The sequence below is a fragment of the Corynebacterium sp. genome (assembly GCF_030532195.1).
Classification (GTDB): Bacteria; Actinomycetota; Actinomycetes; order Mycobacteriales; family Mycobacteriaceae; genus Corynebacterium.
The window spans coordinates 118,342-133,195 of sequence record NZ_JAUNLP010000007.1 but is presented as its reverse complement, the minus strand read 5'-3'; the positions used below and the strand labels follow the sequence as shown (position 1 = coordinate 133,195).

The window sequence follows — 14,854 nt, the reverse complement described above, 5'->3', positions numbered from 1 at the left end:
ATGAGCGAACACAATGGCAGCGACAATAAGGACGCTTCTGCACCACAGCCGGAAGCTAAGACATCCGCGCCTCGCCTGGATGGCAATGAGGCCGTGAACCGTGCCGCTGAGCAGGCAAAAACTACCGCTAAGCGCAATATTACCGAGCTCGAGGGGCTCCCTATCCCGGATGAGACCGCGAACTTGCGCTTCGGCCCAAATATTCATGACGGACTTCTGGCACTTCTGCCACTCGTCGGTGTGTGGCGCGGTGAAGGCCAGGCCAACACCGTTGTTGATGGTGAATACAACTTTGGCCAGCAGCTTATCTTCAGCCACGATGGCGAAAATTACTTGAAGTACGAATCGCGTATTTGGACTCTCGATGAGGACGGTAAGACCGTTGGTCCGGATCAGCGTGAAACCGGCTTCTGGCGCATTAATGACAAAGATGAGATTGAGTTCGTCTGTGTCCACTCCACTGGTGTCACCGAGATTTACTACGGCAAGCCAGTCTCTGAGCGCGCCTGGGAGCTGCAGGCTGCGTCCACAATGGTGACGGCTACCGGCCCGGCGTCGCTGGGCCCAGGTAAGCGTCTCTACGGTCTGATGCCGAATAATGATCTGGGGTGGGTGGATGAGCGCCTGCGGGATGAAGAGTTCGTTCCGCGCATGTCCGCACAGCTCAAGCGCTACGCGGGCTAGTAACCTACGCCATCCCACCCCGCCCCCCGTTAGGGGCGCTGCCCCGCGCTACAGCGCCGTCAGCGCCTCATCGCAGAGATTTCTAAACTCACGCTCGGCGGCCTCATCCGGCTGACGGATGGGCTTGCCGTCGATGCTGTCCACAAAAACGGCGATACGCACGGAAGACACCAGCCATACTGCATCTGCTGTGTAGAGGTCATCTGGTGTTAGCACTGCTGGTGTGACCTTCCACCCCTGCTTGGCAGCGGCATCAAACAAAGCCGCCTGTGTTGTGCCTGGCAAGACACCCTCGCCGGGGTTTGGAGTGAGCAATTCCTTGCCGCGTTGGACAATGATGGTCGATGTCGGCCCCTCTAAGAGATTGCCCTCGGCCGAGGTAAAGATGACGTCATCGAATCCATTGGCCTTGGCATAGCGCAAAGCCGCCATATTTGCGGCATAGGACAGTGTCTTAGCACCAATGAGAGCCCAGGGCGCACGGGAGCCCAGATCGAGTGAGAAACCGCGCTCCGCAAGCATCACGCTCACCGGGTGCTTCCGCTTTTCTGCGACGGCAGCCGCCGAGCTTGCTAACACATAGCCGGTCGGCGTGCCAGTGGACTCACGGCCTCGTGAGTACACCCACCGCAACGTTGCATCCCCCTCAATTGACCTAGCACGCAACTCCGCCAAAGCTACCTGCGTTGCCGCATGCCACAGATTCACATCAGGTGTGGGCAAATCGAGCATCTGAGCAGAGGAGATAAAGCGGTTTTCATGCCGCTCCGTATTGCAGGTATGACCACCTCTGACCAGCAAAGTTTCAAAAACTCCGTCGCCTCGAATCGCTCCTAAATCATCTGCGTAAAGGAATGGTGCGCCAGCGTCTAAAGCAATAGGGCCACCGTCGGCAAATACGTCGATAAGCACGAGGGAGGAAAGTGAATTTGTCATACTTCCCAGCTTAATCCATGCTTAATTGCCCCAATTCTGGTTAACATGATGGGGTGAGTGTTGAGTATCTAAGTCCTTTGATGTCTCACGTGGCTGGCGCCGCCGCCCTTGAAGTAGAGGGGGAAACACAAGGAGCGGAAGTCTCGAATGAGCAGGCCAGTGTGGCATGGCACTACGGCAATCCGCTGGTTGAGCAGCGTCATCTGCAAGAGGATTGCGGTGTCGTGGATCGCTCGTACTACCGCGTCATTGAAATCACCGGTGAGGACCGTCTGACATACCTCAACACGCTCTTTTCGCAAAAGGTGGATGACGCCGCGCCCGGCACCGTCACCGAGGCACTGAATCTGGACGCTAACGGTCACGTTCTCCATCACATGACGCTGACGATTCTGGAAGAGTCCGTGCTTATCGACGTCAGCCCTGCTGGCTTCGACTCCCTGCTGAAGTACCTCAACATGATGGTGTTCTGGTCCAAGGTGGAGATTGCCGAGGTAGAACGCGCAATTATCTCTGTCATGGGGCCGAAGGCACCTGAGGTGCTAGTCGCAGCGGGCCTGGCGTTTCCTCAAGTTGGGCAGGCAACCACGGTTGGCCATTCCTACGTTCGCCACCTGCCGTGGCCCAGCGGCGGCCGTGTGGATGTGCTTGTTCGCCGTCCGGATCTGGTCGGCGCGTGGGACGCTCTCGTGGCGGCAGGGGCTTCACCGGTTGGTCTCATGGGCTGGGAAGCCGAGCGTGTGGTGTCGCTGCGCCCGGAGTTCGCTCTCGACGTGGATGACAAGATGATTCCGCATGAGGCGCCGCGTTGGATTGCCTCTGAGCTCGACACGGCTGCAGTGCATTTGGACAAGGGCTGCTACCGCGGCCAGGAAACCGTCTCCCGGGTTCACAATGTTGGTCGCTCCCCACGAGTGATGGTGATGCTCCAACTCGATGGTTCCGCAGAGCTTCCCCGCACTGGCGATTCGGTGATGATGGGCAAACGCACCGTCGGGCGTGTGGGCACTGTTGTCCACCACGCGGACTTCGGCCCCATTGCGCTCGCTCTGATTAAGCGCTCGGCGCAGGAACGCGAGGGCCTGACTGTTGGCAACTGTGCGGTTGCTGTTGACCCCTCCTCCATTGATCGCGCTGATGAGCTTCCGCCGGGACGCGTCGCAATCAACAAACTGCGTGGAAAATAGGTAAAACCGCCAATGCGCGCGGTGAAAAAATAACTTTTTCCATTCTTTTTTCGAAACTGCATTCTTGCAGCTCACAACCCCTAACGGGGTAGGCTTCAGCCCTGCTATGCCCCTCTGAAGCCCCTCTCGCATAACCTCTTTGTCTAAAAATCGGCTATGGTGTCTTACAGGAATTGATGCAATAAGACATAAGTGGGTCGGCCGTATCCCCGTGCCGTCCCACGAATTACACAAGGGGGTCAGGCCATGGGTCGCGGCCGTGCGAAAGCAAAGCAGGCGAAGGTAGCCCGTCAGCTCAAGTACGATTCACCAGAAATGGATTTGGAGCGTCTGCAGCGGGAACTCGTCGGCAAGTCGAACGAGTCCGATCGAGACGACTATTACTCTGACTGGGAGGAATGGGCCTCGGGCGCTGGTCGCGACAGCTAGCGCAAGCTATTGCTGTCGTCAATCCGCTAAGCGTGATTCTTACTTATCAATAAAACAAAGCACCCACTGACAGAAATGTCGGTGGGTGCTTTGTTGTAGTTAGGCCTTAGAAGCGCGGGTGGCTGCCACACAAGACAGCACCTTCCTCGCCTTCCTCGCTCTTGCGAACGGTGCCCAGCTCCCAAGCGTTGATGTGGCGGGCAGTCAGCAGCGCCAGTGCACGGTCACGGTCTTCCTCTGCAACGATGGCCACCATGCCAACACCCATGTTGAAGGTCTTTTCCATCTCTTCGCGGGAGACGTTACCCAGCTCTGCGATGGTCTTGAAAATCGGACCCGGGTTCCAGGTTGCGCGGCTCATGTCCGCAGTCAGGCCCTCCGGCATGATGCGGACCATGTTGCCCACCAGACCGCCACCGGTGACGTGGCAGAAGGTGCGAACCTCAGCCTCATTCATCAGTGCCAGGCAGTCCTTGGCGTAAATCTTGGTCGGCTCCAGCAGCTCCTCACCGAGGGTGCGGCCGAAGTCCTCAACGTAGGCGTCGAGTTCAAGGCCGGCCTTCTCCAGCAGAACGTAGCGGGCCAGGGAGTAGCCGTTGGAGTGAAGTCCGGAGGACTCCATGGCGATGATGACATCGCCCTCGCGGACACGGTCCGGGCCGAGGACCTTGTCCTCTTCCACAACACCGATGCCGGTAGCTGAGACATCGTACTCATCCGGCTTCATCACACCTGGGTGCTCCGCGGTCTCGCCGCCGAGAAGGGCGCAACCAGCCTGAACGCAGCCCTCTGCAATACCGGAGACAATCTCGGCCACGTGCTCCGGCACAACCTTGCCAATAGCAATGTAGTCCTGCAGGAACAATGGCTCTGCACCACAGACAACCAGGTCATCGACGACCATGGCTACCAGGTCGAGGCCAATGGTGTCGTGCTTGCCGACGGCCTGAGCAACAGCCAGCTTGGTTCCTACACCATCCGAGGATGCAGCCAGCAGCGGCTTATCGTAGTCACCCAATGCGAACAGACCGGCGAAACCGCCGAGTCCACCGCGGACCTCTGGGCGGGTGGCCTTCTTTGCAATCGGGGCGAATAGTTCAACAGCGCGGTCACCGGCTTCAATATCGACACCGGCGGCGGCGTAGGAGGCACCAGAAACGTTCTCGGTCATTAGAGGCTCTCGCTTTAACTTTCTCCCCCGGCGGCGTATCAACCGTGTCCGGGAGTGTTGGCGGACTATGCGCGATTAATCAACGCGAGATTGTCTGCGCTGATTAATCGCTCACAGTTCATGTTAGGGAAGTTTTCGAGACTAGTTACTCGACGCGGCTTTTGCCGCCTGAGCTGCCTGCATTCTTTCGACAGCCGCAGCATGTGGATTACTCTCGGGAAGTCCCAGCGGGTACTTGCCGTCGAAGCATGCGCAGCACACTTCGCTCTTGGCCTGCTCGGAGGCGGCAACCATGCCGTCAACGGAGACAAAACCAAGGCTGTCGGCACCAATGGCAGTAGCAATACCGGCAACAATGTCATTTTCGTCGACACCGTTGGCGATGAGCTCGCCCGGCGACGCAAAGTCAATGCCGTAGAAACACGGCCACTTCACCGGTGGCGCTGCGATGCGCACGTGCACTTCCTTTGCACCGGCTTCGCGGAGCATACGGATCAGTGCGCGCTGCGTATTGCCACGGACGATCGAGTCGTCGACAACCACCAGGCGCTTGCCCGCGATGACTTCCTTCAGCGGGTTTAGCTTCAGGCGGATACCGAGCTGACGGATTGTCTGTGATGGCTGAATGAAGGTTCGTCCCACATAGCCGTTCTTGGTCAGCCCCTGGCCAAAGGGAATACCGGATTCCTGGGCGAAGCCGACAGCAGCCGGAGTACCGGATTCCGGCACTGGCATCACTAAGTCACCATCAGCCGGGAACTCGCGTGCGAGTTGCCGTCCCAGCTCCAGGCGCACGGCATTGACGGAGCGGCCACGGATATTGGAGTCCGGTCGGGCCAGGTAAACGTATTCGAAAATACAGCCTGCGTGGGTGGTCTCAGCAAAGCGCTGGGAACGTACACCAGAAGCATCAATCGATACCAACTCGCCCGGCTCAATCTCGCGGACAAACGAGGCACCGACGATATCCAGTGCACACGTCTCAGACGCGACAACCCAGCCGGTGGACAGACGGCCAAGGGCCAGCGGACGCACACCGTACGGGTCGCGTGCTGCGTACAGGGTGTCACCATCGGTGAAGGTCAGGCAGAACGCACCCTTCAGGCGCGGCAGCAGAGCCAGCGCGGCTGCTTCCACGTTGGTGCTACAGCCGTGATCTTCTGGGTGATCAACCTTGCCGGTTTCGTCGGCAAGCAATGCTGTCATGATGGCGGAGTCACTGGGCAGATCGCCCTCTTCGCGCATCAGCCCCTTCTTCACGGCCTCGCGGAAGAGCGTGACGTGGTTCGTGAGATTGCCGTTGTGCCCCAGCGCGATGTCCGTGCCATCGGAGGCCATCTGGAACATCGGCTGTGCGTTTTCCCACGCCGGCGCACCGGCTGTCGTGTAGCGAGTATGCCCCACGGCGACGTGCCCCTTCAGGGCATCAAGCGTCTGCTCATCGAAGACCTGGGATACAAGGCCCAAGTCTTTGAATACGAGAATCTGATCACCGTCGCCTACCGCAATGCCCGCGGCCTCCTGACCGCGATGCTGCAGGGCAAACAAGCCGTAGTAGGTAAGTTTGGACACGTCTTCGCCAGGTGCCCAAACGCCAAATACGCCGCATTCTTCGCGAGGCGAAGTCTCCCCCATATCGTCGTACGGCGATATCGGCGTTGGTTTGGTTCCTGGTGCACCTGAAATGTTGGTATCGGCCACGTCCCCCACCCTAATAGCCGTACCCACTTCTGTACCAATTCATCGCCATCCTGTGAACCCCCCACTGAAATTAATCCACTTTTAATTCACCCGCGCGACCGGTAGGTGCATCGCAATCTCGCCAGCACGCGTGCCAGAGATATCGATGTGGCGCTCACCTTGGTCGAGCGAAATCATGCCGCTGGCCAGCGCCAACCAAATCTCCGGCGACATCTCTACGACGTTGGGCGGCGTACCGCGTGTGTGCCGTGGTCCCTCAATACACTGCACCGCCACAAACGGCGGCACGCGCACTTCGACGCTGTGCCCCGGCGCCTCTTGCGCGAGCATGCGCGCGGACAGACGCACCGCTTTGGCAAGGCTGCTACGAGTCGGTTTTTCGCTTGCCGACGCTTCGTTGGTGAAAGCTTCCGCCTCCTGGTCAGTCAACAATCCGCGCTCCACCATTTGTGCTGCTACCCAGGGCACCGTGGAAATTAAAGCGCTGCGGACATCGAAAGGCGAGATTTTGGTAACCATAACCTCATCCTAGGGTTATGCTTTCAATCATGGATACGCAGCCAATTGAAAATAACGACGAAGTCCGCTGCCCGGCCTCGCCATCGCTGACCTTGCGGTTTATGGCTTCCCCAACGGATGTCATTATGGCCGGCACTAATTCCGTCCACGGCGGTCGAGTGCTGCAGTGGATTGATAAGGCAGCCTACGCCTGCGCCACCGGCTGGGCCGGTAAATACTGTGTGACTGCGTACTTCGGTCATATCCACTTCAACCGTCCGATTCCGAGCGGCCACATTGTGGAGGTGCGCTCTAAAATTGCCCACACCGGTCGCACGTCTATGCACATTATTAATGAGGTGCTCTCAGCAGATCCACGCGAGGGCAAGTTCACCCGTGCCGCAGACTGCCTGGTAATTTTCGTGGCCGTCGACGAAAACGGCAAGCCGACTCCAGTGCCAGCGTTGGTACCGGAGACCGATGAGGAAAAGCAGACTGAAAAGGCCGCTCTATCTCGCGTGGAGCTCCGTCGCGATATTGAGGCCTCCATGCGCGCTCAGACATATTCCGCGGCGTCTTCCGCGCCGGAGATGGTGACTCGCTTCCTGGCGAAGCCCATGGATGTCAACTGGGGTGGCAATGTCCACGGCGGTACTGCCATGGAGTGGATTGATGAGGCCGCCACGGCGGTGACCACTAACTGGGCTGGTCGCCAGACTATTGCGGTCTACGCGGGTGGCATTCGCTTCTACAAGCCGATTCACATCGGCGACCTGGTGGAGGTGCGCGCACGCATCCTGCGCACCGGTACCACCTCTATGCACCTGTCGGTGCAGGTCTACTGCTGCGAGCCGCGCAAGGGGCTCGGTGGCCTGCAGAAGGCGCTGCACTCGACGATGACATACGTCGCAATTGACGATGACTTCAACCCGCAGCCGGTGCCACACTTCCAGCCGACCACAGACGAAGACAAGCGCCTCTACGCTCACGACCTGGAGCTCAAGGCTCTGCGCGACAAGTACAGCCCGCTGCCGCTGGTACCGCGCGAGGCCGCCAAAACCGACAAAAAGTAGCTGGCTGTAGTCACTCGGCAGCTACTCTGCTGATTCAGCAGCCTTCTGAGTGGAATCCGCCGATTCCTCCGCGGAAGGCTGCTTTTCGTTTTTACGATTCTTCCACCAGATTGACAGGAACATCCAGCCGATTAGCGCGAAGGTCAGGTAGGTCACGTACCTATCAATAGTCTCCAGGGAGGACTGAATACTCGGGCCAAAGCGCAGGCCCAGGTACAGGTAGAAACCCTTGAGCATCGCGGAAAAGACGAACAGATAGGCCGCAACCAACCAGCCGCGGACCTTTGCAATACCGCCGATGGCCACGACAATTGTTGCCGGAATCGGTGAAAACGGGATGAACGAGGCCAGCAGTGTCAACCCAATGTGGTTGTAAATAAAGTCCTCGGTCTTTTTAAACCACTTCGGCGGGTGTCCACCGAAACTCATCGTGATGAATTCCGGCCCCCACTTCTTGCCCATCCAGTAGAAAAACGGCATGAACTTAATGGTCGACAGCGCCGCAATCACAATGACAAACGCGAGGAACCAGGGCCGCTGCGAATTCTCCGCCGCCAGAATCAACACCGACAGGTTGGAGCCCGACAGCCAGGTGTGCAGGAAGGTGTACTTCAGCAGCAACACTGCACGGAATGGGATTAGCGCAAAGCCGTAGATCGCCACCAATACCAGGGAGGCGTAGAGGATCTTGTCCAGCTTGTCGGGCTCGCGCAAAAAGCTCGGCAGATCATCGCGGGGATCGTGCTCCGCGTGTTCGCTACGGCTGTCGGGAGAAGTCATGTCCCACAGTCTAACCGCGGGATGTGCCGGAAACAGCCATTGCAGCAGTTAGGCGCGCTTCAAACTGTGGGTTGGTATGAACATTTCGTGCCAAAATCCGCTCAATTTACTCATACGCATCCCCAGTTTGCGAACGCATAGGTGAGTGAAGGCACCCAGACCCCGGCTATCCTGTTAAATTATGTCCCCTGATTCACCCGCGCAGTCTCCTTCGCTTGACGACGGCACCGAGAACCCGTCCTCTCCCAGCTTTCTGCAGCGCGTCCGTGAGGCCATGCCTCCAGTCTCGATTCTGCTGCTGACCGCAATCTTTATCTTCGCTGGTTGGTTTACTCTTTTCGGCCCGGTCAACGTGTTGGCCTGGCGAGGTGGCACTTTTCCTCACACCGAGGGCGATCGCCCGCATTATCAGCAGGCGTTGAAGGACATTGCTCGCTACCAGTATGAGGAGCAGCCGTCTCCTGAAATCTATTTCGGGCAGGCATGCGGCGCCGATTCGGAGGAAATCCGCAAGGCTATTCCGAAGGTCGGGGCAAACCCAGACTCCGATGCGGATCCGGAGGAAAATGCGGAGTTCGCTGCGGCTGCGGCTGATCGAGTTGCGGGAATTACGGGGGATTCAGCCACCGGCGGCAATGACCGCGCAGGCGAGAGCGCAGAGGGCCTCAACCCGAAGCTCGATGCTTTCGGTAATGAGGTCGACTGCTCTGGGTCGTGGACTGCACCATTCTTGTCATTCCTGCTCGCCTCGGCGGGTGTGCCGTTGTATGAGGCGTCTGATTCTACGCAGGCTGGCTCCACCGCTTCGAGCGCATCCGCTAACCCGTGGCTAGTCACGGACGTAGAGCAGCTGATGCAGGCCTACCAAGATCACGATGCCTTTATGACTGACGAGGAATTCTCTCCGCAGGTTGGTGACATTATCTTCTACCGCTACCCCGCGGGACTTGGCGTCCACGCCAACATGGTTGTGGGCGTGCAAGGCGATTGGGTCACCATCGGTGGCGATGAACTTGGCAAGGTCGGCCTGGCCAGCATGACGGTGCGCAATCGGGGTGGCATCGTAGGCTACGGTGCCACCGGTCTGTTTGAGAATTCGCCTCTACAGGCGAAGTAACTCAGCTCGAAACCTCAAGCCAAACCGCTAAATTGGCAGGTTGTCCTCGATGAGGTCGCGCAGGTTTTCGTCGTCAGGCTCAACTTTGGAGCGGAACCGACCGACGACCTTGCCTGCGGGGCTGATCACGAACTTCTCGAAGTTCCACTTCACATCGCCGGCCTCGCCATCGGCATCCGGCGTCTGCTTGAGCAGCGAGTACAGTGGATGTTCGTTGTCGCCATTGACCTCAATCTTTTCAAACAGCGGGAATGTAACACCAAATTCACGCTGGCAAAAAGCCTTAATCTCCTCTGCGCTGCCCGGCTCCTGGCCGCCAAACTGGTTGCAGGGGAAGCCGAGCACGAAGAAGCCACGGGGTGCCAGTTCGTCGAACAGCGCCTGCAGCCCGTCGTACTGATCCGTAAAACCGCACTCTGATGCGGTGTTGACGATGAGCAGGACGTGGCCTTCCCAGTCCTTCAGCGTCGTTTCTTTGCCGTCGATGGTGGTCACTCGGATGTCAAAAAGTTCACTCATGACACCAGCCTAAGTCAGTTTCGCGCGCTGCGTAGGCCTGCTAGCTAGCCTTCTCTATACCGGCGACAATCTCCCTGCCCAGCGGCACCGCCGCATGATTGACCGGCTGCGCACCGTGATCAATGGCCTCATCAATAATGCTCATGACATCCTCGCGCAGCTTGTGTTCACGCAGTTTCGACGCATTAACCGAGATGCGAATCGCACGATTCTTGCTCAGCGCACGCTGCACCGAGGAACGTACCGCGCGACGCCACCACCGCGCGCCACCGAAGCCTTCACCAACAGCCAGCACACGAGTCGGATCAACCGCGCCTGTAGCTAGGTCATGCACGCCGTTGCGATCTGCGGCAATGCGGAAACCCAGCTCCGGCAGCACGTTGATGGTCTCCGGCGACATGGTCCACTTCGGTGGCGCAAACACGTCCGTCTCAAACCCCATCGCCCGCATCTGACGCGTCGCTGCAGTCAGGCGTAGCCGCGCTTCGTGCTCGCTTAACGACGCGAATTCCGCGACACGACCTCGAACTGATTGGTCGAACCCTGCAAGCACAATCTCGATGCCATCATCACTGCGACGACGAAGCCAATCCAGCACAGCCGGCGCATCCCGCAGAGCCCAGTTCTTTCCGGCGTGAGGCGCTACCAGCAGCGATGGTGTGATATCACGCTGCTCCATCGCAGCGACGAAACGGGCAACGTCGAGCAATGTGCCATCCCGCAAACCGGAGACCGATACCAAAAGCGGAGAACCAATGCTCTTGTCCTCAACGCTCACCAGCTTCTTGCCTGCCGGACGGACAACCTGGTTCTTCGGCCGAATCTGTTCCTGCACCCCACTGCCTGCCATGCGTCTAACACAAACAGGCGTACGTAAATTTTCGGTAACAATTACCTCAATGCTTCGGAAATACTCACGTGATTCTTAGTGTTCGCCTATTCCCAATGCACCACGTCATTGAGCGCCAGCCCCTTGCGCCAGCCAAATTTCTCCAGGTCCCGCTCGGCTGCCAGGTGTGTCACGGGCCCGATGCAGAGCCAGGCCACCGGCCGCACGGGGGCCTCGACGCCGACGAAATCGGCCAGGAAATCCTCGAGGTAAAAGCTGACCCAGCCCACGCCGAGACCTTCCGCAGTCGCAGCCAGCCACAGGTTTTGAATAGCCAATGCCACGGACATCAGACCCGTGTCGTCGATGGTGTCGCGGCCGAGGATGTTCTTGCCGCCACGAGTGGGATCGTAAGTCACCACGATGCCGGTGCCCGAGTCCACAATTCCTTCAATCCGAATCGGGTTGAAGGTCTCTCGCCGCTCGCCTTCCAGCTTGGCGGCGAACTCATCACGACGGCCTGCAACGTGGTCGGAAAACTCCTGCAGGCGTTCCGGATCTTGGATGATGTGGAAGTCCCACGGCTGCGACAGCCCGACCGAGGGCGCCGCATGCGCTGCGGATAAAACACGCATCAACCGCGGCTTATCCACCACTTCCCCGGCGAATTCACGGCGGACATCCCGCCGCCGAAAAAGGGTGTGGTAGACGGCCAACGTGTCGTCGTTAAGCGACTCGACGTCGATGCCCTGCGCGGTGAGCAGAGAGCGGATGTCCACGCTTACTTCACCGCGCCTGCCGTGTGGGCGATCCAGGCGTACTCGAAGGCAGTCTGGCGCCAGCGCTCGTAACGTCCGGAAACACCGCCGTGACCTGCGGCCATCTCAGTTTTCAGCAGGAACTGACCGGGCTCACCGCCGACGACATCGCGCAGCTTGGCAATCCACTTCGCCGGTTCAACGTAGAGCACGCGGGTGTCATTAAGGCTGGTGATAGCCAGAATCTTCGGGTACTTCGCATCAGCCGAAATGTTCTCATACGGAGCGTAGGATGCCATGTAGTCATAGACCGCAGCGTCGTGGTAGGGGTCACCCCACTCATCCCATTCGACGACGGTTAGCGGCAGCTCAGGCATGAGCATGGAGGTCAGGCAGTCCACAAATGGGACGACCGCCTGGATACCTGCGAAGCGATCACCGGCGATGTTTGCGACAACGCCCATCAGCATGCCGCCGGCCGAACCGCCGAGAGCAACCATCTGCTCGCGCGTCGTCCACCCGGAATCAAGCAGGTAATCAGCGACAGCCACGAAGTCCGTAAACGTATTCTTCTTCGTGGTCGCACGGCCGTTTTGCCACCAGCCACGGCCCATCTCGCCGCCGCCACGCACGTGCGCGATGACGAAAATCATGCCGCGATCCAGCAGTGACAAACGCGCAATGGAAAAGCCCGGATCCATCGATGCCTCATAGGAACCGTAGCCGTAGAGCAACGTCGGATTCGGCGTGCTCAGATCCAGGTCCGCGCGATGAATGATGGACACCGGAATCTGCGCGCCGTCAACCGCCGTCACCCATTCACGCTTAGCGACGTAATCACCGCGGTCAAACTCCCCGCGAATCTTCTGCTCCTTGAGCAGCACCCTCTTGCCCGACGCAATGTCGAGCTGCCAGAGCTGCGACGGCGTGGTGAAGGAACCGTAGCCGTAGCGCAGCACTGGAGTGTCCCACTCGGCATTGCCGGTGGTGCCAGCGGAGTAGAGCTCCTCGTCGAACTCCATCTCGGTGAAGTTCACTGCCGAGGCAGGTACTGAACCATTTGCATCATTTGCGGCAGCGCCTGCAGCATCATTCTGGTCGAGCACGGCCAGCGCCACACGACCAATGCCACCACGTCGGTAGCCAAAGGCGATGTGGCCAGCGAAGCAGTCCACGCCCTCCACACGGACATCGTCGCGGTGTGGCACCAGTTCAGTTAAGTCATCGACGCTATCGAAGGAACCGACCGGCACCATGGCCAGCGCAAAGTTCGATCCGGTCATATTGTGGGTAATCATCCACATGTCCTGGCCTGCGATAACTGCGTGGTCGACATCGTATTCAACGCCGGTCTCGCGCGGACGTACGCAAGTGAATTCACCTGTCGGATCGGTGGTATCGAGGTACCAAACCTCCGAAGTAATCTTCGAAGATGCCTCGATGACTAGGTACTTCTCACTGCGAGTCGAACCAACGCCCACCCAGTAGGACTCATCGGGCTCACGGAAGACACAGACATCCTCATCGGCGGAAGTACCGACACGGTGGCGCCACACCGAGTCCGGGCGCCAGGCCTCATCGACCTTCTGATAGAAAATCCACTCCGAACCAATCCAAGTAGCACCTGCGGCGATGCCCACGAGCTCGTCGTCAAGCAGCTCGCCGGTGCGTAAATCCTTAACGCGCAGCGTGTAGCGCTCATCGCCCGTGGTGTCGGTGGAGTAGGCCAGGTAGTTACCGTCCTTGGAGACGCTGGCCGCGCCGAGCGCGAAGAAGTCGTGGCCTTCGGCCAGCTCATTGGCATCCAGGATGACCTGTTCTCCCGGTGCCGGGGAGTCATCGGAGATGCTCGGCGGAGTCCATGCGTCCAGGCCATCGCCCGGCTCGGCGCGCAGGCGACAGCTCATCCCGTAGGACTTACCCTCCTGCGTGCGCGAGTAGTACCACCAGCCACCCAGACGTGTGGGAACCGACATGTCGGTTTCCTGCACACGCGACTTAATTTCCTCGAAGATGGCCTCAGTGGTGTCGTCGAGGTCGGAGGTAAATGCCTCCGTGTAGGCATTTTCAGCCTCTAGATATTCGATGACCTCAGGGTTTTCCTTGTCGCGAAGCCACTCAAAGTCATCTGTGAAGTCCCTTCCGTGGAAGGACCGAGTCACCGGCTTCCGTTTCGCACTGGGCGCGGGCAAATCCTTCACTGCAGGCTTGCCGACGGATGCCGGGGACGAGGTCACTTCACTCACGCAGGTTCTCCAATCCAGTCAGAAAAACGGCGGCCAGACAGGCGCTCATAGGCCTCCACGTACCGCTCTCGAGTTGCTTCCACAACACTACCTGGCAGTGCCGGCGGTGGGGTGCCCTCGTCCTTCTTCCAACCGGACTTGGAGGAGGTCAGCCAGTTGCGGACGTACTGCTTGTCAAAGCTCGGGTTGACCGAGCCCTCCTGGTAGGAGTCCGCCGGCCAGTAGCGCGAGGAATCCGGAGTGAGAACCTCATCGGCCAGAACCAGGTTGCCGTCGGCATCGAGGCCGAACTCGAACTTGGTGTCGGCCAGGATGATGCCACGCTCAGCAGCCAGTTCGGCAGCTTCGCTGTAAATCTTCAGGGTGGCATCGCGCAGCTCTTCTGCGCGCTTCTGCCCCAGCGATTCGACGACTGCTTCGAAAGTGACATTCTCATCGTGGTCGCCGAGCTCAGCCTTGGTTGCCGGGGTGAAAATCGGCTCCGGCAGCTTCGAGCCCTCAACCAGGCCCTCCGGCAGTTCGATACCGCAGACCTTACCGGTGGCCTTGTACTCAGCCAGGCCGGAACCGGTCAGGTAACCACGTGCGACGCACTCGAACGGCAGCATATCTAGCTTCTTGCAGACCAGCGCACGGCCGAGGCACTCTTCCGGAATGCGCTCGTCGTCAGCCGGACCAGCCAGATGGTTCGGGAAGTCAATCTCGTCGAAGAAGAAAACACTCATTGCGGTGAGCACCCGACCCTTGTCAGGAATCGGGGTATCCAGAATGTAGTCGTAGGCCGAAATACGGTCACTGACCACCAGGAGCAGAGTCTCAGGATCAATCTCGTAGATTTCCCGGACCTTGCCCGCAGAAAGATGGGTATACGAGGAAAGTTCAGGTCGCATGGCGATAAAGTCTAAACCCCCGCGGGCGTTAGCACT

At 58.9% G+C, this 14,854-nt stretch carries 15 protein-coding genes; 5 read left to right on the top strand and 10 right to left on the bottom strand.

Features of this window, described 5'->3' with window-relative positions; translation table 11 throughout:
* Positions 1–684: an FABP family protein gene (locus Q4E11_RS08855; RefSeq protein ID WP_303165267.1), complete on the top strand. Its 684-nt coding sequence runs from the start codon at positions 1–3 to the stop codon at positions 682–684.
* A gap of 48 nt (positions 685–732) precedes the next feature.
* Here Q4E11_RS08855 and Q4E11_RS08850 read toward each other — a convergent pair whose 3' ends face one another.
* Complete coding sequence (locus Q4E11_RS08850) at positions 733–1,620, bottom strand: aminodeoxychorismate lyase (RefSeq protein WP_303165266.1); 888 nt, start codon at positions 1,618–1,620, stop codon at positions 733–735.
* Between the two features lie 80 nt (positions 1,621–1,700).
* On the opposite strand from Q4E11_RS08850, the gene Q4E11_RS08845 reads away from it, so the two are divergent.
* Positions 1,701–2,807 carry a folate-binding protein YgfZ gene (locus Q4E11_RS08845; protein ID WP_303165265.1) on the top strand — a complete coding sequence of 369 codons (1,107 nt, stop codon included), beginning with the start codon at positions 1,701–1,703 and terminating at the stop codon, positions 2,805–2,807.
* Positions 2,808–3,053: 246 nt separating this feature from the next.
* Positions 3,054–3,236: a DUF3073 domain-containing protein gene (locus Q4E11_RS08840; RefSeq protein WP_005511943.1), complete on the top strand. Its 183-nt coding sequence runs from the start codon at positions 3,054–3,056 to the stop codon at positions 3,234–3,236.
* A 106-nt stretch (positions 3,237–3,342) separates the two neighbouring features.
* Here Q4E11_RS08840 and purM read toward each other — a convergent pair whose 3' ends face one another.
* From purM to Q4E11_RS08825, 3 genes are all read right to left on the bottom strand, one after another.
* Positions 3,343–4,407, bottom strand: coding sequence for a phosphoribosylformylglycinamidine cyclo-ligase (purM, locus tag Q4E11_RS08835; protein ID WP_303165264.1), 1,065 nt, complete (start codon positions 4,405–4,407; stop codon positions 3,343–3,345).
* Between the two features lie 141 nt (positions 4,408–4,548).
* On the bottom strand, positions 4,549–6,042 hold the full coding sequence (gene purF, locus Q4E11_RS08830) for an amidophosphoribosyltransferase (RefSeq protein ID WP_303165290.1): 1,494 nt from the start codon (positions 6,040–6,042) through the stop codon (positions 4,549–4,551).
* A gap of 147 nt (positions 6,043–6,189) precedes the next feature.
* On the bottom strand, positions 6,190–6,627 hold the full coding sequence (locus Q4E11_RS08825; protein WP_303165263.1) for a sterol carrier family protein: 438 nt from the start codon (positions 6,625–6,627) through the stop codon (positions 6,190–6,192).
* A gap of 29 nt (positions 6,628–6,656) precedes the next feature.
* Between Q4E11_RS08825 and Q4E11_RS08820 the strand changes: the two genes are divergently transcribed.
* The gene (locus Q4E11_RS08820) at positions 6,657–7,679 is read left to right on the top strand and encodes an acyl-CoA thioesterase (protein ID WP_303165261.1); all 1,023 of its coding nucleotides are present in this window, start codon (positions 6,657–6,659) and stop codon (positions 7,677–7,679) included.
* A 21-nt stretch (positions 7,680–7,700) separates the two neighbouring features.
* Here the strand turns inward: Q4E11_RS08820 and Q4E11_RS08815 are convergent, their stop codons facing one another.
* A complete protein-coding gene (locus Q4E11_RS08815; protein WP_303165259.1) occupies positions 7,701–8,459 on the bottom strand; it encodes a DedA family protein in 759 nt (252 codons plus the stop codon).
* A gap of 181 nt (positions 8,460–8,640) precedes the next feature.
* Between Q4E11_RS08815 and Q4E11_RS08810 the strand changes: the two genes are divergently transcribed.
* On the top strand, positions 8,641–9,576 hold the full coding sequence (locus Q4E11_RS08810) for a hypothetical protein (RefSeq protein ID WP_303165258.1): 936 nt from the start codon (positions 8,641–8,643) through the stop codon (positions 9,574–9,576).
* Positions 9,577–9,603: 27 nt separating this feature from the next.
* On the opposite strand, the gene Q4E11_RS08805 is transcribed toward Q4E11_RS08810, so the two are convergent.
* From Q4E11_RS08805 to Q4E11_RS08785, 5 genes are all read right to left on the bottom strand, one after another.
* A complete protein-coding gene (locus tag Q4E11_RS08805; RefSeq protein WP_303165256.1) occupies positions 9,604–10,095 on the bottom strand; it encodes a glutathione peroxidase in 492 nt (163 codons plus the stop codon).
* Between the two features lie 40 nt (positions 10,096–10,135).
* On the bottom strand, positions 10,136–10,945 hold the full coding sequence (locus Q4E11_RS08800) for a polysaccharide deacetylase family protein (RefSeq protein WP_303165255.1): 810 nt from the start codon (positions 10,943–10,945) through the stop codon (positions 10,136–10,138).
* A gap of 86 nt (positions 10,946–11,031) precedes the next feature.
* On the bottom strand, positions 11,032–11,697 hold the full coding sequence (bluB, locus tag Q4E11_RS08795; protein ID WP_303165289.1) for a 5,6-dimethylbenzimidazole synthase: 666 nt from the start codon (positions 11,695–11,697) through the stop codon (positions 11,032–11,034).
* Between the two features lie 8 nt (positions 11,698–11,705).
* The gene (locus tag Q4E11_RS08790) at positions 11,706–13,874 is read right to left on the bottom strand and encodes a S9 family peptidase (RefSeq protein ID WP_303165288.1); all 2,169 of its coding nucleotides are present in this window, start codon (positions 13,872–13,874) and stop codon (positions 11,706–11,708) included.
* A gap of 50 nt (positions 13,875–13,924) precedes the next feature.
* The gene (locus tag Q4E11_RS08785) at positions 13,925–14,818 is read right to left on the bottom strand and encodes a phosphoribosylaminoimidazolesuccinocarboxamide synthase (protein ID WP_303165254.1); all 894 of its coding nucleotides are present in this window, start codon (positions 14,816–14,818) and stop codon (positions 13,925–13,927) included.
* Positions 14,819–14,854: the final 36 nt, after the last annotated feature.

Coding starts and splice junctions, on each gene's coding strand:
- Q4E11_RS08855 (WP_303165267.1), top strand. CDS start 1: ATGAGCGAACACAATGGCAGCGACAATAAGGACGCTTCTGCACCACAG.
- Q4E11_RS08850 (WP_303165266.1), bottom strand. CDS start 1,620: ATGACAAATTCACTTTCCTCCCTCGTGCTTATCGACGTATTTGCCGAC.
- Q4E11_RS08800 (WP_303165255.1), bottom strand. CDS start 10,945: ATGGCAGGCAGTGGGGTGCAGGAACAGATTCGGCCGAAGAACCAGGTT.
- Q4E11_RS08820 (WP_303165261.1), top strand. CDS start 6,657: ATGGATACGCAGCCAATTGAAAATAACGACGAAGTCCGCTGCCCGGCC.
- Q4E11_RS08810 (WP_303165258.1), top strand. CDS start 8,641: ATGTCCCCTGATTCACCCGCGCAGTCTCCTTCGCTTGACGACGGCACC.
- Q4E11_RS08845 (WP_303165265.1), top strand. CDS start 1,701: ATGTCTCACGTGGCTGGCGCCGCCGCCCTTGAAGTAGAGGGGGAAACA.
- purM (WP_303165264.1), bottom strand. CDS start 4,407: ATGACCGAGAACGTTTCTGGTGCCTCCTACGCCGCCGCCGGTGTCGAT.
- Q4E11_RS08840 (WP_005511943.1), top strand. CDS start 3,054: ATGGGTCGCGGCCGTGCGAAAGCAAAGCAGGCGAAGGTAGCCCGTCAG.
- Q4E11_RS08785 (WP_303165254.1), bottom strand. CDS start 14,818: ATGCGACCTGAACTTTCCTCGTATACCCATCTTTCTGCGGGCAAGGTC.
- Q4E11_RS08805 (WP_303165256.1), bottom strand. CDS start 10,095: ATGAGTGAACTTTTTGACATCCGAGTGACCACCATCGACGGCAAAGAA.
- purF (WP_303165290.1), bottom strand. CDS start 6,042: ATGGGGGAGACTTCGCCTCGCGAAGAATGCGGCGTATTTGGCGTTTGG.
- Q4E11_RS08825 (WP_303165263.1), bottom strand. CDS start 6,627: ATGGTTACCAAAATCTCGCCTTTCGATGTCCGCAGCGCTTTAATTTCC.
- Q4E11_RS08815 (WP_303165259.1), bottom strand. CDS start 8,459: ATGACTTCTCCCGACAGCCGTAGCGAACACGCGGAGCACGATCCCCGC.